Source organism: Pseudomonas sp. 910_21 (assembly GCF_052850735.1).
The window spans coordinates 26,627-43,440 of the sequence record NZ_VXCY01000006.1 but is presented as its reverse complement, the minus strand read 5'-3'; the positions used below and the strand labels follow the sequence as shown (position 1 = coordinate 43,440).

Here is a 16,814-nt window from a genome sequence, read left to right as displayed (position 1 = left end):
GCGCTGCGCGCCTCCCGACCACGATCGACATTGCCCTTGAGTCGGCACAATCCTCAGCCCAGGCTGCGACCGATGGCCGCAGGCATTGGTCTAATTAGCCCGCCGCCGCTTTCGTCTGTTTGTTACCATGCGCGGGTTTTTGCCTGTCTGGCTGTTCAAAGGGCGTTATTTCATGAGTGTTTTGCTGACTCGCCGCACCCTGCTTACCAGCGCCGGGGTGCTCGGCCTGGGCCTGCTCGCCGGTTGCGACAACAGTCCCCGACTGTCCTTCAAATATGGCAAGGACCTGAGCAATCAGATTCTTGGCCGCACCTTCAAACTCACCGACTCCCAGGGCGAAACCAAGTCGCTGTCCAGCTACCGTGGCCTGATGCCGATGATCTTCTTCGGCTTCACCCAGTGCCCGGCGATCTGCCCCACTACCCTGGCCCGCGCCGCCCAGGCCAAGAAGCTCATGGGCCGTGACGGCGAACGCCTGAAAGTGGTGTTCATCACCCTGGACCCCGAGCGCGACACGCCCGAGGTGCTGGACGCCTACGTCAAGGCCTTCGACCCGAGCTTCGAGGCGCTCTACGGCACCCTGGAAGAAACCGCGGCCACCGCCAAGGAATTCGGCGTGTTCTACGAGAAGATCCCCAGCGGTTCGACCTACACCCTGTCCCACACCGCCACCAGTTTCGTCTACGACTCCCGGGGCACCTTGCGCCTGGGTCTGTCCCAGTCCCTCAACGCCCAAGAGTGCGCGGAAGATCTGCTCACCGTCATGGAGGTCTGCTAATGAACTCGCAACGTCGCCCATCCCGGATTAAATCCGCCCTGCTGATGCTCTCCCTGCTGGGCCTGGCCGGCACCGCCGGCGCCGCGACCCAGGTGGACAATGCCTGGGTCCGCGCCACGGTTCCTGGCCAGCACGCCAGCGGCGCCTTCATGGACCTCACCGCCAGCAGCGACAGCAAGCTGGTTGAAGTGCAATCGCCCGTGGCCAAGAACGTGCAGATCCACCAGTCGAGCATGCACAACGACGTGATGAGCATGCAGCAAGTGGACGCCGTGGCTCTGCCGGCCGGGCAGAAAGTCAGCCTGGACACCCACGGCTATCACGTGATGCTCATGGAGCTCACCGGCCAGATCAAGGCCGGCGACAAAGTGCCCCTGACCCTGACAGTGGAAAACGCCAAGGGCGAGAAGGAAACCATCAAGGTCGAAGCCCAAGCCCGAGCGCTGAATGCGCCGGATCACAGCATGATGAAGCACTAAAGTACGGTGAGCGAAAGCGCTCCCAAGACCTGATACAGCCGGTTTCTATTCAACGGAAACCGGCTTTTTTTTGCCCTGTGCCTTGCCAAGAGACGGGGCCGCCGGAACCTCAATAAATCCCCCGCGCCAACCACACCGTCAGCCCACAACACTCCGGGTCTTCACTGACCTGCTGCACCACCTCGAAACCATGGGTGTCGAGCAAGGTGCAATATTCCCCCGGGTCCAGGCTGGCGTGGTACAGGGCCTCGCCTTCGAACTCGCCGATGGCCTCTCCTGCCGCAGGTCCGCTGGTGAACATCAGGGCGCAGCCCGGGCCGGCGTGGCGTTCGAACACGGCGAACATGGCGCGCTGATCATCCGGGCTCAGGTGGAACAGGCTGTTCCAGGCCAGGATGCCGGCAAAGTCCTGGTCCAGGGCCAGACCGCGCATGTCGGCGTTGATCCATTGCTGCTGGGGAAAGCGCTGGCGGCACTGCTCCAGCAAGGCGGCGGAGCTGTCGACGCCGGTGACCGCGTATTGCTGCTCGATGAGATAGCGCGCTACCGGCTCGCCACCTCCGCAGCCCAGGTCCAGTACCTGTCGGCCCGAACCCATGACCTGGCGAAAGCGCTCGAACCAGGCTTGTTCACTGTGAAAGGCCGGGGTGCTGGCCTGCCGCGCCCGGTCCCAGACCTGGGCATGACGCTGGTACAGATCGACGATGTGACGAGCGGATTCGTGCATCCACGGGCTTCCTTGTGCTGTTCGGTGGCTGCGGATTACAGCACAGCAGCAGGGGGCAAGGCGAAGTAGGTGGTACCGTCGGGCCGCGAAACGGCTGTCCCCGGTGTTGTCCACTTGATAAAAGACCGCTTCAAGTGCGCCCCGCCAGCTCCAGCAGTTGCCCACGCAACCAGCGGTTGGCCGATTCGTTCTGCACCTGCTTGCTCCAGTACAGGTTCAGGCATACCTGCGGCAGGGTCAGGGGCATGTCGAGAATGCGGTTGTTCAGGCCGGCATTGATCAGTTGCGCATTGTTGCGGGTCAGGGTCAGGAGGAAGTCGCCCTGGGCCACCAGTTGCGCGGCGGTGAGGAAATGCTGGCAGTGCTGGCGGATCCGCCGCACCACCCCCAGGTGCCCCAGGGCCAGGTCTTCGACGCAGATGCCTCGGCGCCGGGAGGTCACCGCCACATGTTCGGCCGCCAGGTAGCGTTCCACCGTCAGCTCGCCGCTGAAGCCGGGGCCGGCCATCACACAGAAGGAATCCTGCAGCAGCAATTGCTGTTGCAACTGCGGATCGGTCAGGCGTGACAGTTCGATCGCCAGGTCGATGCGTCCGGCAATCATCTCCAGCTTCAGGTCGGCCCAATGCACGCTGGTGCTGCGCACCTCCAGGTGCGGGGCGACGCGGTTCAGGTGCGCCAGGATCAACGGCAGGATCACCGGCTCCAGTTGTTCCGGCATGTTCAGGGTGAAGCGCCGGCGGTCACGCCGGGGGTCGAAGGCCTGGTTTGGGTTGAGGCTGCGGCGCAGGCCGCTGAGGGCGTCCTGGATGCCCGGCGCCAGTTGCTTGGCCAGGGGCGTAGGCGCCACGCCGTAGCCTTCGCGAACGAACAGCGGGTCATCCAGTTGCGCCCGCAGGCGCGCCAGGGCGTGGCTGATGGCCGATTGGCTCAGGTGCAGAACCGAGGCGGCGCGGGTCAGGTTGCGCTCCTGGTACACCACCTCGAAGACCCGGAACAGGTTCAAGTCCAGGCGGCTGAGCCCCGACCATTCATGCGGTGAGTTCATGGTTGCGTCCTCGCAGTCTCGACCCGGTGCAGGCTAACAGTCCGCCATGGCGGACCGAACCATGTAGCGCATTCATGAATCTCGATGAATAACCGTCGGTTCTGTGACCCCGCGGGGGCTGCCTAAGATGGCCCCGCCCATAACAAAAATCAGGAGGCACCATGGACCTTGCGGATCAGCATCTCGCGGCCTATCAGCAGCATCTTCACGCCTTGCAGCAGGCCGCCTGGCCCGAGGGAGCACCGCGTACTGCGCAATATCCCCACGGCCGGCAACCGCTCACCCAGTACCTGCGGACCTGGGCCCAGCTGCGAGGAGATGCCGTGGCCGTGGATTTCTACGGTCACAGCCTGAGCTACAGCGAGCTGGATCGGCTCTCCGATCGTTGCGCCGCCCTGCTCGGCGAGTTGGGGGTCGGCCCTGGCGATCGGGTGGCGGTGTACATGCCCAACTGCCCGCAATTGCACATCGGCTTCTGGGGCATCCTCAAGTGCGGCGCGGTTTACGCTCCGGTCAGCCCCCTGGCCCGCACGCTGGAGCTGGAATACCAGCTCAAGGACTGCGGTGCCCGGGTGATCCTGTGCTTCGATCAATTGCTCGATGTGGTCCACGCCGTCGCGCCGACGTGCGCCCTGACCCGGATCCTGGCCACCAGCCTGTCGGAGCTGTGCCCGGCGACTCCGAGCATTCCGGTGCCGGACCTGCTGCTGGCGCCCAAACGCCTGGATGCCGGGGTTCTGGACTTCTACCCTGCCCTGGAAAACTGCCGCGCCGCCACGCCCGGGCACCGCCCTGCCCTTGAGGACATCGCCGCCCTGAACTACACCGGCGGCACCACCGGCCTGCCCAAGGGCTGCGTGCATACCCACGGCGACATGCTCTACACCTGCGCCAGTTACGTGCCCGTGGCCCTGGGCCTGGAGCAGCGCAGCGTGATGTTGAATTTCCTTCCCGAGTTCTGGATCGCCGGGGAAAACGCCGGCCTGCTGTTTCCCATCTACGCCGGTTGCCGCCTGGTGTTGCTGGCGCGCTGGGACGCGCTGGCGTTCATGGCGGCGATCGAACACTACCGAGTCAGCCATTGCGGCTTGCTGGTGGACAGCGCCGCCGAAGTCCTGGAGCACCCCGCCGTTGCCGACTTTGACCTCGGCTCGCTGCGGGCCAGTGGCTGCATCTCCTTCGTCAAGAAGCTGACCCCGGACTACCGTCGGCGCTGGCGCCAACTGACCGGCTGCACGCTGTTCGAATTCAGCTTCGGCATGACCGAAACCCACACCTGCGACACCTTCACCGCCGGTCTGCAGCATGACGACTTCGACCTCAAGAGCCCTCCGACCTTTGTCGGCCTGCCGGTGCCGGGCACCGAGTTCAAGGTCTGCGACTTTGTCAGCGGCGCCCTGTTGCCCCTGGGCAGCGAAGGCGAACTCTGCGTGCGCAGCCCGTCCCTGCTGCAGGGCTACTGGCAACGGCCGGAAGAAACCGCAGCGGTGCTGCGCGACGGCTGGCTGCACACCGGCGACCTGGGGCAAATCACCGAACAGGGTTTTATCCGCTACCTGGGACGGCGCAAGGAGATGCTCAAGGTCAATGGCATGAGCGTGTTTCCCAGCGAGCTGGAGGCGCTGTTCGGCCAGCATCCCCAGGTGCTGGCCAGCGCGGTGATCGGCCGTGTCGATGAGCGTCGCGGCCAGCAGCCGGTGGCCTTTGTGGTGCTCAAGCCGGACGCCCCCCAGGACCCGCTGGCCCTGACCGCGTGGTGCCAGCAGGTGATGGCCGCCTACAAGGTGCCGGAGATCCGCCTGGTGAGCAGGCTGCCCATGACCGCCACCGGCAAGGTCAAGAAAAACGAGCTGGAACAACAGCTCTGAGCGACTGTGTGAAACGCCTGAGCCGCCCTTTGCCATTGTGAGAATTGCCATGTTTCAGAGTCTGTTGATCGCCAATCGCGGCGAGATTGCCATCCGTATCGCCCGGGCCTGCGCCGACCTGGGCATTCGCAGCGTCGCGGTGTACGCCGAGGACGATGCTGCCAGCCTGCACCTGCGCCGGGCCGATCTGGCCGTGCCCCTGAAAGGGCGCGGGGTAGCCGCCTACCTGGATCGGCAGCAGTTGATCAGCCTGGCCCAGGTGCACGGCTGTGCAGCGATTCACCCCGGCTACGGCTTTCTTGCCGAGAACGCCGACTTCGCCCGGGACTGCCTGGAGGCCGGCCTGACCTTCATTGGACCGGCGCCCGAGGTGCTGCAACTGTTCGGCGACAAGGCCGCGGCTCGGGCCCTGGCCCAGGACTGCGGGGTGCCGCTGCTGGACGGGATCAACCATCAGGTGAGCCTGGAACAGGCGGCCGCCTTCTTTACGCGACACGGCGCGCTGATGCTCAAGGCCCTGGCCGGAGGCGGTGGTCGGGGCATGCGCGCAGTCACCGAAAGCGGCCAACTGGAACAGGCCTTTGCCCGCTGCCAATCCGAAGCCCAGGCGGCGTTCGGCAATGGCGCACTCTATGTCGAACAGTTGCTGCAACGCGCTCGGCACATCGAGATCCAGGTGTTGGGAGACGGCAGTGGCGCGGTCAGCCACCTGTGGGAGCGCGATTGCAGCCTGCAGCGCCGCCATCAGAAGCTGGTGGAGATCGCCCCCAGCCCGGACCTGCCCGCCGAGCTGCGCCAACAACTGATCGACGCCGCCTTGCAACTGGCCAGTCGGGTGCACTACCAGGGCATTGGCACCTTCGAATTCCTCCTCGATCAGCAGCGGCCGGGGCGCTTCTACTTCATGGAGGCTAATCCGCGAATCCAGGTGGAGCACACGGTGACCGAGGCGGTGACCGGTATCGATCTGCTGCACACCCAACTGCGCCTGGCCGCCGGTGCGTCCCTGGACAGCCTGGGCCTGACCCGAGCGCCGACGCCCCAGGGTTTTGCGCTGCAGGTGCGGATCAACCTGGAGGAACAACTGGCCGATGGCGGCACCCGCCCGGTGGCCGGAACCTTGAGCGCCTATGAGCCCCCCAGCGGTCCCGGGTTGCGGGTCGATGGCTACGGCTATGCCGGGTACCCGGTCAACCCCAGCTACGACTCGCTGCTGGCCAAACTCATCGCCCATGGCACGGACTATTCCAGCGCCCTGGGGCGGGCCTATCGCGCGCTCTGCGAGTTCCGCCTGGAAGGCGTGGCCAACAACCTCGGGCTACTGCAGAACCTGCTGCGCCATCCGGCGGTGGCCGAGCATCAGGTCAACACCGGCTTCGTCGAGCAGCACTGGGCCACATTGGCCCAAGTCGCCCCCGATGGGCACCGGTCGCTGTTCTTTGCCCAACAGCCGCTGGCCCCTGGGCAGATCCGCGCCAACGTACAGGCGCCCCCGGGCACCTTGGCCCTGGAGACCCCGAGCACCGGCGTTGTGGTGACCCTGGAAGTGGCCGAGGGCGATACCTTGCAGGTCGGCCAGCGAGTGGCGGTGCTGGAAGCGATGAAGATGGAGTTCGAGGTCAAGACCCAGTGCAGCGGGATCGTCCGGGCCCTGACAACCCAGGTCGGTGACGCGGTCAGCGAAGGTCAGCCGCTGCTGTTCCTGGAGCCGGCCAAAGTCGCCGGTAGCGGCCTGTGCAGCGAAGAGCAGATTGACCTGGAGTTGATCCGCGCCGATCTGGCCGAAGTCCGCCAACGCCACGCCCTGTTGCAGGACGCCCAGCGTCCGGAAGCGCTGGCCAAGCGCCGCAAGACTGGCCAGCGCACCGCCCGGGAGAACCTCGACGACCTGCTGGACCCGGGCAGTTTCATGGAATACGGCGCCATGGCCCTGGCGGCTCAGCGCCGGCGGCGCAGCCTCGAGGAACTGCAAGCCTTGAGCCCCGCCGACGGCCTGGTGGGCGGCATCGGCACGGTCAATGCCGAGCTGTTTGACGGCCCGTCTGCCCGTTGCCTGGCCCTGGCCTACGACTACACGGTGTTCGCTGGCACTCAGGGGGTGATGAACCACAAGAAAACCGACCGCCTGCTGAGCCTGGCCCAGGAGTGGCGGCTGCCGGTGGTGCTGTTTGCCGAAGGCGGCGGCGGTCGCCCCGGCGACAGCGATTTTGTCGGGGTCGCGGGGCTCGACTGCCATACCTTTGCCGCCATGGCCCGGCTCTCCGGCTGGGTGCCGACGGTGGGCATCGCTTCAGGCCGCTGTTTTGCCGGCAACGCCGCGCTGCTGGGCTGCTGCAACCTGATCATCGCCACGGCCAACGCCAGCATCGGCATGGCCGGCCCGGCGATGATCGAGGGCGGCGGCCTGGGCAGTTTCACTCCCGAGCAAGTGGGCCCGGCATCGGTACAAGGCCCCAATGGCGTGATCGATGTTCTGGTCAAGGACGAGGCCGAAGCCGTGGCGGTGGCCAAGCAATACCTGGGCTACTTCCAGGGGCCGCTCAAGGATTGGCACTGCGCGGACCAGCGGGAACTGCGCCAGCTGATCCCGGAAAACCGCCTGCGGGTCTACGACATTCGCCGGGTGATCCAGACCCTTGCCGATCGTGGCAGCGTGCTGGAGTTGCGGCGCCAGTTCGCTCCGGGGCTGATTACCGCATTGATCCGGATCGAGGGCCGGGCCTTTGGCCTGATCGCCAACAACCCAGCGGTGCTGGGGGGCGCCATCGACGCCGCGGCCGGCGACAAGGCCGCGCGCTTCATGCGCCTGTGCGAAGCCTTCGGCCTGCCCCTGGTGTCCCTGTGCGACACCCCGGGGTTCATGGTCGGGCCCGAATCGGAACAGCAAGCCACAGTGCGCCATGTGTCGCGGATGTTCGTCAGCGCCGCCAGCCTGACGGTGCCGTTCTTCACCCTGGTGCTGCGCAAGGGCTATGGCCTCGGAGCTCAGGCCATGGCGGCCGGCAGCTTCCACAACCCGATGTTCACCGTGGCCTGGCCCAGCGCCGAGTTCGGTGCCATGGGCCTTGAGGGTGCGGTACGCCTGGGCTTTGCCAAGGAACTGGCAGCCCAGCCCGAGCCCCTGGAGCGTCAGGCGCTGTTCGACAAACTGGTGGCCAAGGCCTACGCCCAGGGCAAGGCCCTGAACATGGCCAGCTACCTGGAGATCGACGCCGTGATCGACCCCCTGGACAGCCGCTCCTGGCTGCTTCGCGGCCTGCAGGCAGCACCCCGGCCGCTACCCTGGACCGAGCGCCCCCAAGGCTTCATCGACACCTGGTAACCCACCCGCAGCCGGCCTGTACCGCAGCTGGCTTGGTAGGAGCTGGCTTGCCAGCGAAGACGCCCGCAAGAGCAACACAAGCCTCAAAAGCCGCTTCGCCGGCAAGCAGGCTCCTACAGGTTGGCATCCCAGGCCACCGGGGCCTGGTCGAGGAACTGGCGCAGTTCGGCCAGCAGCTTGTCGCTGGAGTGGCTGCTGGGCCGGTCGGCGACAAACCTCAGGCTCGGCATGATTGCCTGCACCCCGTCGTAGTGCCACTGCCCTGGAGTACGCTCCGTTTCCTGCAGGGCCCGGGCGAAAATCGCCAGGTCCCGACGGGCCCGGGGAATGCCGCTGCTGCGCTCGACCCAGCTTTCGTAACGCTGGCGGATTTCGATGCGCCCCTGGTTGACGATGGCCAGCACCGCGCAGCGACTGCGATTGTGCAAGGCCACCGGCGACAGGCCGAAGTACTCGCCCTCGCCCTGCCATGCCCCTTGCGGCAGGCGAAAGATCGCCAAATCGATATCCGGGTATTCCTCGATCCGTGTGGCGGGATGCTCCACCAGCGCCGTGCTGCGCTGCAGGTCCTGCATGGCCGGACGGTAGAGTTCGGCGTAACGCCGGGTGTTATCCAGCACATCGGCCAGTTGCGGCAGCAGTGCGGTGAAGCGCGCCATGAGTTGCCGGTCGTTGCCACCCTGACTGTCGCTGCGCACTCGGGCGGCCAGGGCATGCAGGGTAAAGGCGCAGTGCAGGGCCTGGGGCGAAGTGCCCCGGGTGAAGTCGCCGAGTCGAGCGATATCGATCAGCAATTGACGGTGCCGCAGAGCATGCTCGGGGGCCAGGAAGTCGTAGACCGAGGCCAGTCCGTCAAGATCGAAATGGTCGCTGGTGATCACCTGCGCCGGCTCCACCCTGAGCCCCTGCTGAAGAAAAATCAGGGCACTGGCGGTGGACAGGTTGGCCTTGTAGGCACTGGGGGTCTTGTTGGCCGGCCAATGGGACAGGGTCAGCACAGTGGCCGGATTGTCGATGGAGTCCAGGGAAATATTGTCCCGTCTGCGGGTCTGGCCCAGGGGCAGGAATCCGTAGGGGCTGTGGGGCCCCAGGCGCCAGGGTTGCAGGCCAAGCTCCAGCGGCGCTTCGCCGGCGCCGGAGGTCAGTCTCTGGGGCAGCTCCCGCAGCGCCGGCGTTGTGCTTTTGAGTTCCCCCGAACCGTCCAGGCGATAACTGAACTGGCGCAGATTCTCCTGGCGCAAATCCCTGGGGTTGCCATTGCGCACCCCGCAGCCGGGGCCGCCGAGAACGCTGAGCAGATCGGTGAACTGATTGTCGGCAATGCCGATGGCGCGTCCTCCCAGCAGCCTGAGGTCCAGGTGCGCGAATACTGGGGCGACACCCGGATCGAAAAGCCAACCCTGTTCCTGACTTGCGGTATTGAGGCTGTTCATCTGTACGTCCTTGCCAAGTGATGAATCCAGGTAGGCTTCAAGCCTCGGCCAGGGCCCGGGCATGGCTGCGCCGGACCTGGCGCATGCTGATAAACAGCAGTGCCGACACCCCGGCATAGAGACCGAACAGCCAGGCCGCGGCCTGGGCCGCACCGGCAACGCCTGCGGTGGAGCTGAGGCCGGCCAGGTTGACAATCATCCCGGCCAGCGCAGCGCCCAGGGCCGTGGCCACCAGTTGCACGGTGGTGATCGAGGCACCTGCCAGCTCCTTCTGATCATCGGTAGCGTTTTCCAGGACCCGGGACAACAGATGCGGCCACGCCAGGCCGATCCCTGTGCCCACCAGCAACATGGCCAGGCACACCGCCCCCAGACTCAGGACTGGCGTAGCCGTAGCGGGCATGAACAGGCAGGCCAGGAGCAGACCGGCCACCACCAGGAATGGCCCGCTGGCGATGGCGCGGGACGCACCCCGGGGGCTCAGGCCGGAGCTGAAGATCGCCCCCAGGGTCCAACCGGCCGCCATCAGCGCGGCGATGTAACCCGCCAGCAAGGGAGTCTGCTGGTGCAGCACTTGCAGGAACAGCGGCACAAAGACTTCGCTGGTCATGCCCACCACCAGCAGCGCCATGGAGAGGTACAGCGCCAGCAAGGGGCTGCCGGACTTCAGGCTGTCACGGGGCAGGAGACGTTTGCGGGAGCGGTTTTCCACGAGCACCACCACCAGCAGCAGGCCCAGGCCGACTCCCAGGCCCAAGGCGTTGTACCCGGGTGAAGGCGTAATGCTGCCAATGGAGATCGCCAGCACCACCGCCGTCAGCAACACCAGTTGCAGGCCGGGAATAGGACTGCGCGGCGCCGCTTCACGGCTTTTCCCCGGTAACAGGGCGATCGCCAACAGCATGAACAGCAAGGTGCACGGCAGCAGCACCCAGAACGCCGCACGCCAGGCTCCGTGTTCGGCGAAGACCCCGCCCACTGCAGGGCCGATCAAGGTGGCCGCGCCCCACATGGCGGAAATCAGCGCCATTGCCCGGGGCCAGAGCGGCTCATCGAATACCAACCGGATCATCGCGTAGGGCAAGGCGAACAACAGCCCTCCGCCCAGCCCCTGGACGCTGCGCCCGAAGATCAGCCAGCCCATGTCCGGGGCCAGGGCACACAGGCCGCAACCGAGCATGAACACCAGCCCGGCCAGGGCATAGGCGACTTTCGGCCCCAGTACCCCCAGAGCTCGGGTGGACAGCACCGAGCCGATGATCGAGGCCACCACAAACAAGGTGGTATTCCAGGCGTAATAGTCCAGGCCGCCGATATCCTTGACCACCGAAGGCAACAGCGTGGTGACCAGGTACACGTTGATTGCATGCAGTGCCACGCCACCGGCCAGGGCTGCCGAGCGCAGTCCGTTCTTGCCCAGTAACAGTGCCGACCATCCGCTTGTCGAAGCCATGCTTTGCTCCCTTCGGGTTGTTCGATGAAGCTGCACTGTATTACACAAGCAATTACTTTGATAATTAATTTTTCATGGCTTAGCCCCCTTGCCCAATCCGCCGTTCGAAGAGCGACAATGGCCGGGTCCCGAGGCTGCAGCCTGTTATGCTTGCGTGGTTTGCCGCGTCCTGTACGCCCTTGATACCCCACTTGCGCATTGGTTAATGGCCCAGCATGTCCTCGATGTCCTCCCCTGCCGAGAAGAAGAACCCCGGAGCTACCGCCGAGCGGATTCTGTTTCTGCTGAAAACCCGCGGCCCCTTGAAAACCGCCGACCTGGCCCCGCTGCTCAAGGTCTCCCTGGAAGCCACCCGCCAGCAGCTACAGAAGCTGCTGGACGGTGAACTGATCGCCGGGCAGATGATGCCGGCCCAGGGCGCCGGGCGTCCGTCGCAGAAATGGGTGTTGACCGAGCAGGCCCAGGCCCGCTTTCCCGACACCCATGCCCACCTGACCCTGCAACTGATCGACTCGATTCGCGCGGTCTATGGGTCCGACGGCGTGGAGCGCATCGTCACTGACATGGAGCGGGTCAACACGGCGCAGTACCTCGACGTCTGTGCCCCGCTGCCGACCCTGGAAGAGCGGGTCCGGGCCCTGGCGCAGATCCGTGAAGTCGCCGGCTACATGGCCAGCGTCGAGGCCGACGGCGACGGCTGGCTGTTGATCGAGAGTCACTGCCCGATCTGTGTCGCCGCCCAGCAGTGCCAGGGCTTCTGCCGCTCCGAACTGCAGGTGTTCCAGGCCGCCATTGGCGAGCTGGGCCAGGTGCAGCGCGTGGAACACCTGATTACTGGCGATCGACGCTGCGTCTATCGCATCTGTGCCACTCAACCGAGTCCCTGCCCGTGATCGCTCCTGCCCTGTCCCGCCTGCTCAAGCGCGGCGCGCTGATCCTTGGCGTTGCCGCATTCACCCTGCTGGCCTGGCGCGCCTTCGACAGTGAGCGCGGTCCGGCATTGCAACCCTGGCACCTGCGGGTGCCCCATGAACTGAGCATCGAACAGATCGATAGCGCCGACTGGGCGGCCTGGCTGCAGGCCGAGGACAGCTTGTTTGCCGAAGTCCGGCATGAAGTCAGCGACCGCCTGGACCCGACCCAGGTCCCGCCTTTCAACCGTTATCGCGTGGACAGCCGGGTCTACCCGCCCCGCTTTGCCACCGACTGGAACCGCTCCTACCTGCTGCGGCCCCCAGGCACGCCACGGGGCGTGGTGGTGCTGCTGCACGGTTTGACCGACTCGCCCTACAGCTTGCGCCACGTTGCCCGGCGCTACGTCGAACACGGCTACCTGGCCATCGGCCTGCGCCTGCCCGGCCACGGCACCGTGCCGGCGGGCCTGACCGACGCCCATTGGCAGGACTGGCTGGCCGCCACCCGCCTGGCCCTGCGTACCGCCCGGGCCGAAGTCCCGGCGCCTGGGCCCTTGCATATCGTCGGTTACTCCAACGGTGGCGCCCTGGCAGTCAAGTACGCCCTGGACGCCCTCGACGATCCGCAGTTGCCACAAGCCCAGCGCCTGGTGCTGATTTCGCCGATGATCGGCGTGGCCCCATCGGCGCGCTTTGCCGGTCTGGCCGGCTGGCCGGCGGTGTTTCCGGCCTTCAGCAAGGCGGCCTGGCTGAACCTGCGCCCTGAGTACAACCCGTTCAAGTACAACTCGTTTCCGGTCAATGGTGCGCGCCAGTCCTGGCTGCTGACCGACGCCCTGCAAAGCCAGCTGCTGGCCAGGGTGGGCGATCCACGCCTGGACCGGTTGCCGCCGATCCTCAGCTTCCAGTCACTGACCGATGCTACGGTCAGTACCCCCGCCCTGGTCACCGGCCTGTACCGGCAACTGCCGGCCAATGGCAGTGAACTGGTGATTTTCGACCTCAACCGGGACCGCGACTTCGAAGGCCTGCTGGACCCCGCCAGTCTCACCTCCCTGGCCAGCCTGCTGCCGGCACCGCCGCGCAACTACAGCACCCGGGTGCTGACCAATGAAGGCGCCGGCGGTGCGAACCTGGACGAGATCAGCACCCCAGCCCTGAGCCTGGACAGCCGTCGGCGGCCCCTGGACCTGGCCTATCCGGCCGGGGTGTTTTCCTTGTCCCACGTGGCCTTGCCGTTCCCTGTGGACGACGGTTTGTACGGGACCCAGCCCAACCCCGGAGAAGACTTCGGCGTGCACCTGGGCACCATCGCCGCCCGCGGCGAACGCGGCGTGCTGGTGGTACCCATGGATGAGCTGATGCGCCTGACCGCCAACCCGTTCTTCCCCTACCTGATGCAGCGCATCGAAGCTGATATAGATCAAGCAACAGTTCAGTCATTGATTCGTTGAATGGTCGGGTGTTAGCGTCAGCGCCCTTTTCCCCCTTGATTTGCGAGGGGGCACGACTGCCGTGATGGCAGGGAATCCTGATGAAACCCATGCTTCGAACCCAAGCCGCGAGCCTGGCCCTGCTGCTGGCCGCCGCCACCCAGACGCTGCAAGCCGCCGAGCAACAGGACTACTGGTACGTGCAGACCAGCGTCTACACCAACCACTGGAGCAACGATCCCGACCACAACAACCACCAGGACCTGATCGGCCTGGAGCACAACTACGCCGACGGCCAATTATGGGGCGTGAGCACCTTTCGCAACTCCTTCTCCCAGCGTTCCTACTACGCCTACGTCGGCAAGGCCTGGGAGCATGCGGACTGGCCGGTCTACGCCAAGCTCAGCGGCGGCCTGATCCAGGGCTACAAGGGCGACTACAAGGACAAGATCCCGCTGAACCACTTTGGCGTGGCGCCGGTGCTGATTCCTGCGCTGGGCGTGCATTACGGGCCGGTGGGTACTGAACTGGTGGTGCTGGGCGCTGCAGCAGTGATGGTCAACGTGGGCTATCGCTTCTGAGCACCCGGCAAAGTCGCACAATCGTACAAGACGCTGTCCCAGTCCCTTTCCTAGACTCCCCCGACGAATGACCGCGGCGCCGCCCCGGGTCTTTGCCCAGGCCGTCAACGCCCAGGTTTCAACGGTGCGGCGTCCACACAGTTGCCAGTCCCGGCACACTTGGAAAGGGACCTTCCAATGCACGGATTTCAACCCCGGACCCCGCAGTTCTATATCAATCCGCTGTTCCTTCCGGCGTCTGGCAGTGATTCACGCCAGGCGGTGAATCCGGCCACGCTGGAGCCTGTGGGGCAGATTGCCTATTGCGACAAGAGCGATATTCGCCTGGCCGTGGATGCGGCCAACGTCGCCCATGAATTGTGGCGCCTGCTGGACGGCGATCAGCGCAGGGCACTGTTGCATCAGTTGGCGGACAGCATCGAAGCCGCCAGCGCCCTCAACCGACAGATTGTCCAGTTGATGATCCTCGAGCAGGCGCTGTCCCCGGCTGAAGCCAACCGCGAGCTGAGCCACTGCGCGGGGATCTTGCGCTACTACGCGGATCTGACCGACGCCGGCAGCCCTGCTCCAGCCCACGGCACGCCCGGCGCGGCACTGTGCCAGCTGCGCTACGAGCCCTACGGGGTCAGCGTGCACATCCTGCCGTTTGTCCAGGGCATCGAGCTGATGTGCCGGACGGTGGCGGCAGCACTGGCCGCAGGCAACAGTTGCATTGTCAAACCTGCGGAACACGCCACCCTGTCGACCCTGGCGTTCATGCAGCACTTTGTCGGCCTGCCGGCGGGCCTGGTGTCCTGCATCCCCGGAGACGCGCGCACCGGACAATGGCTGTTGCAGTCCTCCGGCACCCACGCCGTGGCCTTCACCGGCAGTGTCGCCGCCGGCAGCGCGGTGGCGGTGACCTGCGCGGAGCTGCTCAAACCCTGTGTGATCGAGAGCGCCGGGCGCGGCTCGATGATCGTGTCCCGGCATGCCCGATTGGACCTTGCCGCTGCCTGCGGTGTGAGCGCCGCCTTTGGTCGCAGTGGCCAGAGTTGCCTGTCGATCCAGCACTTCTTTGTCGAAGAATCGATCCATGATCAGTTCGTCCGCCAGTTCATCGAGCACAGCCGCGTCCAGTGTCAAGGGCACAAGGCGGCCTGCTCCATTGGCCCGTTGATCAGCGAAGCGGCGCAGCAAAAGGTCATGCGGCTGGTGAACGATGCCCTGGCCAAAGGCGCGACACGGGTGGCAGGCGGGGATGAATGCCCGGATGCGCCGGTGCTCGGCTGGTTCCATCCGTGGGTGATCCTCACCGAGATCGACGACGACATGGCCATTACCCAGGAAGAATGCCTGGGGCCGGTGGCCCTCATTCGCCGGGTGACCGATCTTGGCGAAGCCGTGCAACTGGCCAACGACTGTCCCGCAAGCGTTGAGGCGACCCTGTTTTCCAATGATCCGGCTGAGGCGCTGCTGGCCTGCCAACGGCTCCTGGCCACTCGGGTCCGGGTCAACCAGGCGCTCACTGGCGACAGCGCCACTGATGGCAACCGCTGGCTCGACGACCTGGCACCCAGGGCACTGGACGCTTTCAGGCGTCCCAAGACGGTCGTTATTCGTCACGACCTCGGGCAGGAACTATCGGCCTCGTACGATTTCGACGAGGTCGCGCCGGGGAGATAGTTCAGGGAGAAAGCTCAAAGAGATGATGTTCTTGTCTGTTTATTGCAGCAGTGATTCAAAGGTGGAGAAACCTATGCAGGTCGAGCAACAGATGCCGTTAGCGCAAAGCACGCCAGCCACCCTGCGCAGGGTGGCCCCGGCCGCGTTGGCGATTGTCCCGGTAAGCATGCTGTTCGGTCTGTTGGCCGGTCGCGCCGACTGGTCGCTGCTGGAGGTGGCGCTGGTGGGGCTCCTGGGATTCACCGGCAGCGGTCAGTTCGCCGCCCTGCCCCTGGCCCAGTCGGGAGCCGGGTTCTTCACCCTGTTGCTGGTCTCGGCCTCGATCAACAGCCGCTACCTGCCCATTGCCTTCACCTCGAGCCCGCGGTTGCCCCAGGGGTTCCTGCAGAAGGTCGGTGCGGCCCATATGCTGGGGGACGAGGCCTACGCCACCGAGCACGAACGGGACAGTCCGGCCACGCTGCTGATGATACGCGGGACGATTTTCCTGACCTGGGCACTGGCCGGGGTTCTGGGGGCATTGCTGGGCAAATGGCTGCCCCTGCAGTGGATCGGCACCGAGGTCAACCTGGGCTACCCCGCCAGCGTAGTGCTCATGTACCTGTCGCTGGCGCAGTTGCGCAGCCGCTTGAGCCTTGCGCACGAACGCCGCCTGGCCTTCTTGTCGATGGTGGCGCTCTGTGTGGCGGTGACCCTGGTACTGATCATGTTCCTGGGCCCCCTGTATTTCTGGATTCCCAGTGTGCTGATCACCACAGCCTTGCTGACGAGGGCCAAGCTATGAGCGATTCGGCCTGGGTCACCATCGCTGCACTGCTGGCCACCAGTTGCCTGGTACGGATTATTCCGGCGTTCGTCAGCATCCGCTTGCAGCCCGGCCTGCAGCGTTGCCTGGAGCGGGTACTGCCGGTGGCGGTGTTCATCAACTTCGCGGTGTACATCGCCTTCAGCGAGATGAGCCGCGAGCCCCTGGCGGCCTCGGTGTCCCTGCTGCTGGTGGGGGCCATCGCCCTGAGCAACCGCTTGGGCCTGATCAGCAGCGCAGTGATCGGTACGGCGGCCTATTTTGCGGTGCTGCACCTGACCGCCGCGGCCTGATGCAGGCCGGTGCCG

14 protein-coding genes are annotated in these 16,814 nt (G+C 65.5%); 10 read left to right on the top strand and 4 right to left on the bottom strand.

The genetic code is table 11. From position 1 onward, the window contains the following. Positions 1-172: 172 nt before the first annotated feature. Together FW796_RS19715 and FW796_RS19710 are read left to right on the top strand one after the other, a co-directional pair. Positions 173-778 carry an SCO family protein gene (locus FW796_RS19715; RefSeq protein WP_346633014.1) on the top strand — a complete coding sequence of 202 codons (606 nt, stop codon included), beginning with the start codon at positions 173-175 and terminating at the stop codon, positions 776-778. Then, complete coding sequence (locus FW796_RS19710) at positions 778-1,257, top strand: copper chaperone PCu(A)C (protein ID WP_404936866.1); 480 nt, start codon at positions 778-780, stop codon at positions 1,255-1,257. Before FW796_RS19715 ends, FW796_RS19710 begins: the two co-directional genes overlap by 1 nt. Before the next feature lie 109 nt (positions 1,258-1,366). On the opposite strand, the gene FW796_RS19705 is transcribed toward FW796_RS19710, so the two are convergent. After that, entirely contained in the window at positions 1,367-1,984 is a 618-nt protein-coding gene (locus FW796_RS19705) for a class I SAM-dependent methyltransferase (RefSeq protein ID WP_446439848.1), read from the bottom strand. A 130-nt stretch (positions 1,985-2,114) separates the two neighbouring features. Continuing rightward, positions 2,115-3,032, bottom strand: a complete 918-nt coding sequence (locus FW796_RS19700) for a LysR family transcriptional regulator (RefSeq protein ID WP_446439847.1) — start codon at positions 3,030-3,032, stop codon at positions 2,115-2,117. Positions 3,033-3,193: 161 nt separating this feature from the next. Here FW796_RS19700 and FW796_RS19695 point away from each other — a divergent pair, with 161 nt between their 5' ends. Together FW796_RS19695 and FW796_RS19690 are read left to right on the top strand one after the other, a co-directional pair. Continuing rightward, entirely contained in the window at positions 3,194-4,900 is a 1,707-nt protein-coding gene (locus FW796_RS19695) for an AMP-binding protein (RefSeq protein ID WP_446439846.1), read from the top strand. A gap of 49 nt (positions 4,901-4,949) precedes the next feature. After that, positions 4,950-8,222, top strand: a complete 3,273-nt coding sequence (locus FW796_RS19690) for a carboxyl transferase domain-containing protein (protein ID WP_446439845.1) — start codon at positions 4,950-4,952, stop codon at positions 8,220-8,222. A 113-nt stretch (positions 8,223-8,335) separates the two neighbouring features. Here FW796_RS19690 and FW796_RS19685 read toward each other — a convergent pair whose 3' ends face one another. Further along, a complete protein-coding gene (locus tag FW796_RS19685; RefSeq protein WP_446439844.1) occupies positions 8,336-9,655 on the bottom strand; it encodes a DUF6687 family protein in 1,320 nt (439 codons plus the stop codon). A gap of 37 nt (positions 9,656-9,692) precedes the next feature. After that, positions 9,693-11,108 carry an MFS transporter gene (locus FW796_RS19680; RefSeq protein ID WP_446439843.1) on the bottom strand — a complete coding sequence of 472 codons (1,416 nt, stop codon included), beginning with the start codon at positions 11,106-11,108 and terminating at the stop codon, positions 9,693-9,695. A 224-nt stretch (positions 11,109-11,332) separates the two neighbouring features. On the opposite strand from FW796_RS19680, the gene FW796_RS19675 reads away from it, so the two are divergent. The 6 genes from FW796_RS19675 (at position 11,333) to FW796_RS19650 (ending at position 16,799) form a co-directional block, all read left to right on the top strand. Continuing rightward, on the top strand, positions 11,333-12,001 hold the full coding sequence (locus tag FW796_RS19675) for a helix-turn-helix transcriptional regulator (RefSeq protein ID WP_404936872.1): 669 nt from the start codon (positions 11,333-11,335) through the stop codon (positions 11,999-12,001). Continuing rightward, complete coding sequence (locus FW796_RS19670) at positions 11,992-13,476, top strand: alpha/beta hydrolase (RefSeq protein WP_404940012.1); 1,485 nt, start codon at positions 11,992-11,994, stop codon at positions 13,474-13,476. The genes FW796_RS19675 and FW796_RS19670 overlap by 10 nt, the downstream gene beginning before the upstream one ends. An 89-nt stretch (positions 13,477-13,565) precedes the next feature. Next, positions 13,566-14,036, top strand: coding sequence for a sn-glycerol-3-phosphate transporter (locus FW796_RS19665; protein ID WP_346633066.1), 471 nt, complete (start codon positions 13,566-13,568; stop codon positions 14,034-14,036). Positions 14,037-14,213: 177 nt separating this feature from the next. Then, the gene (locus tag FW796_RS19660) at positions 14,214-15,701 is read left to right on the top strand and encodes an aldehyde dehydrogenase family protein (protein ID WP_404936873.1); all 1,488 of its coding nucleotides are present in this window, start codon (positions 14,214-14,216) and stop codon (positions 15,699-15,701) included. A 73-nt stretch (positions 15,702-15,774) separates the two neighbouring features. After that, on the top strand, positions 15,775-16,485 hold the full coding sequence (locus FW796_RS19655; RefSeq protein WP_446439842.1) for an AzlC family ABC transporter permease: 711 nt from the start codon (positions 15,775-15,777) through the stop codon (positions 16,483-16,485). Continuing rightward, the gene (locus FW796_RS19650; protein ID WP_346633026.1) at positions 16,482-16,799 is read left to right on the top strand and encodes a hypothetical protein; all 318 of its coding nucleotides are present in this window, start codon (positions 16,482-16,484) and stop codon (positions 16,797-16,799) included. The genes FW796_RS19655 and FW796_RS19650 overlap by 4 nt, the downstream gene beginning before the upstream one ends. Positions 16,800-16,814: the final 15 nt, after the last annotated feature.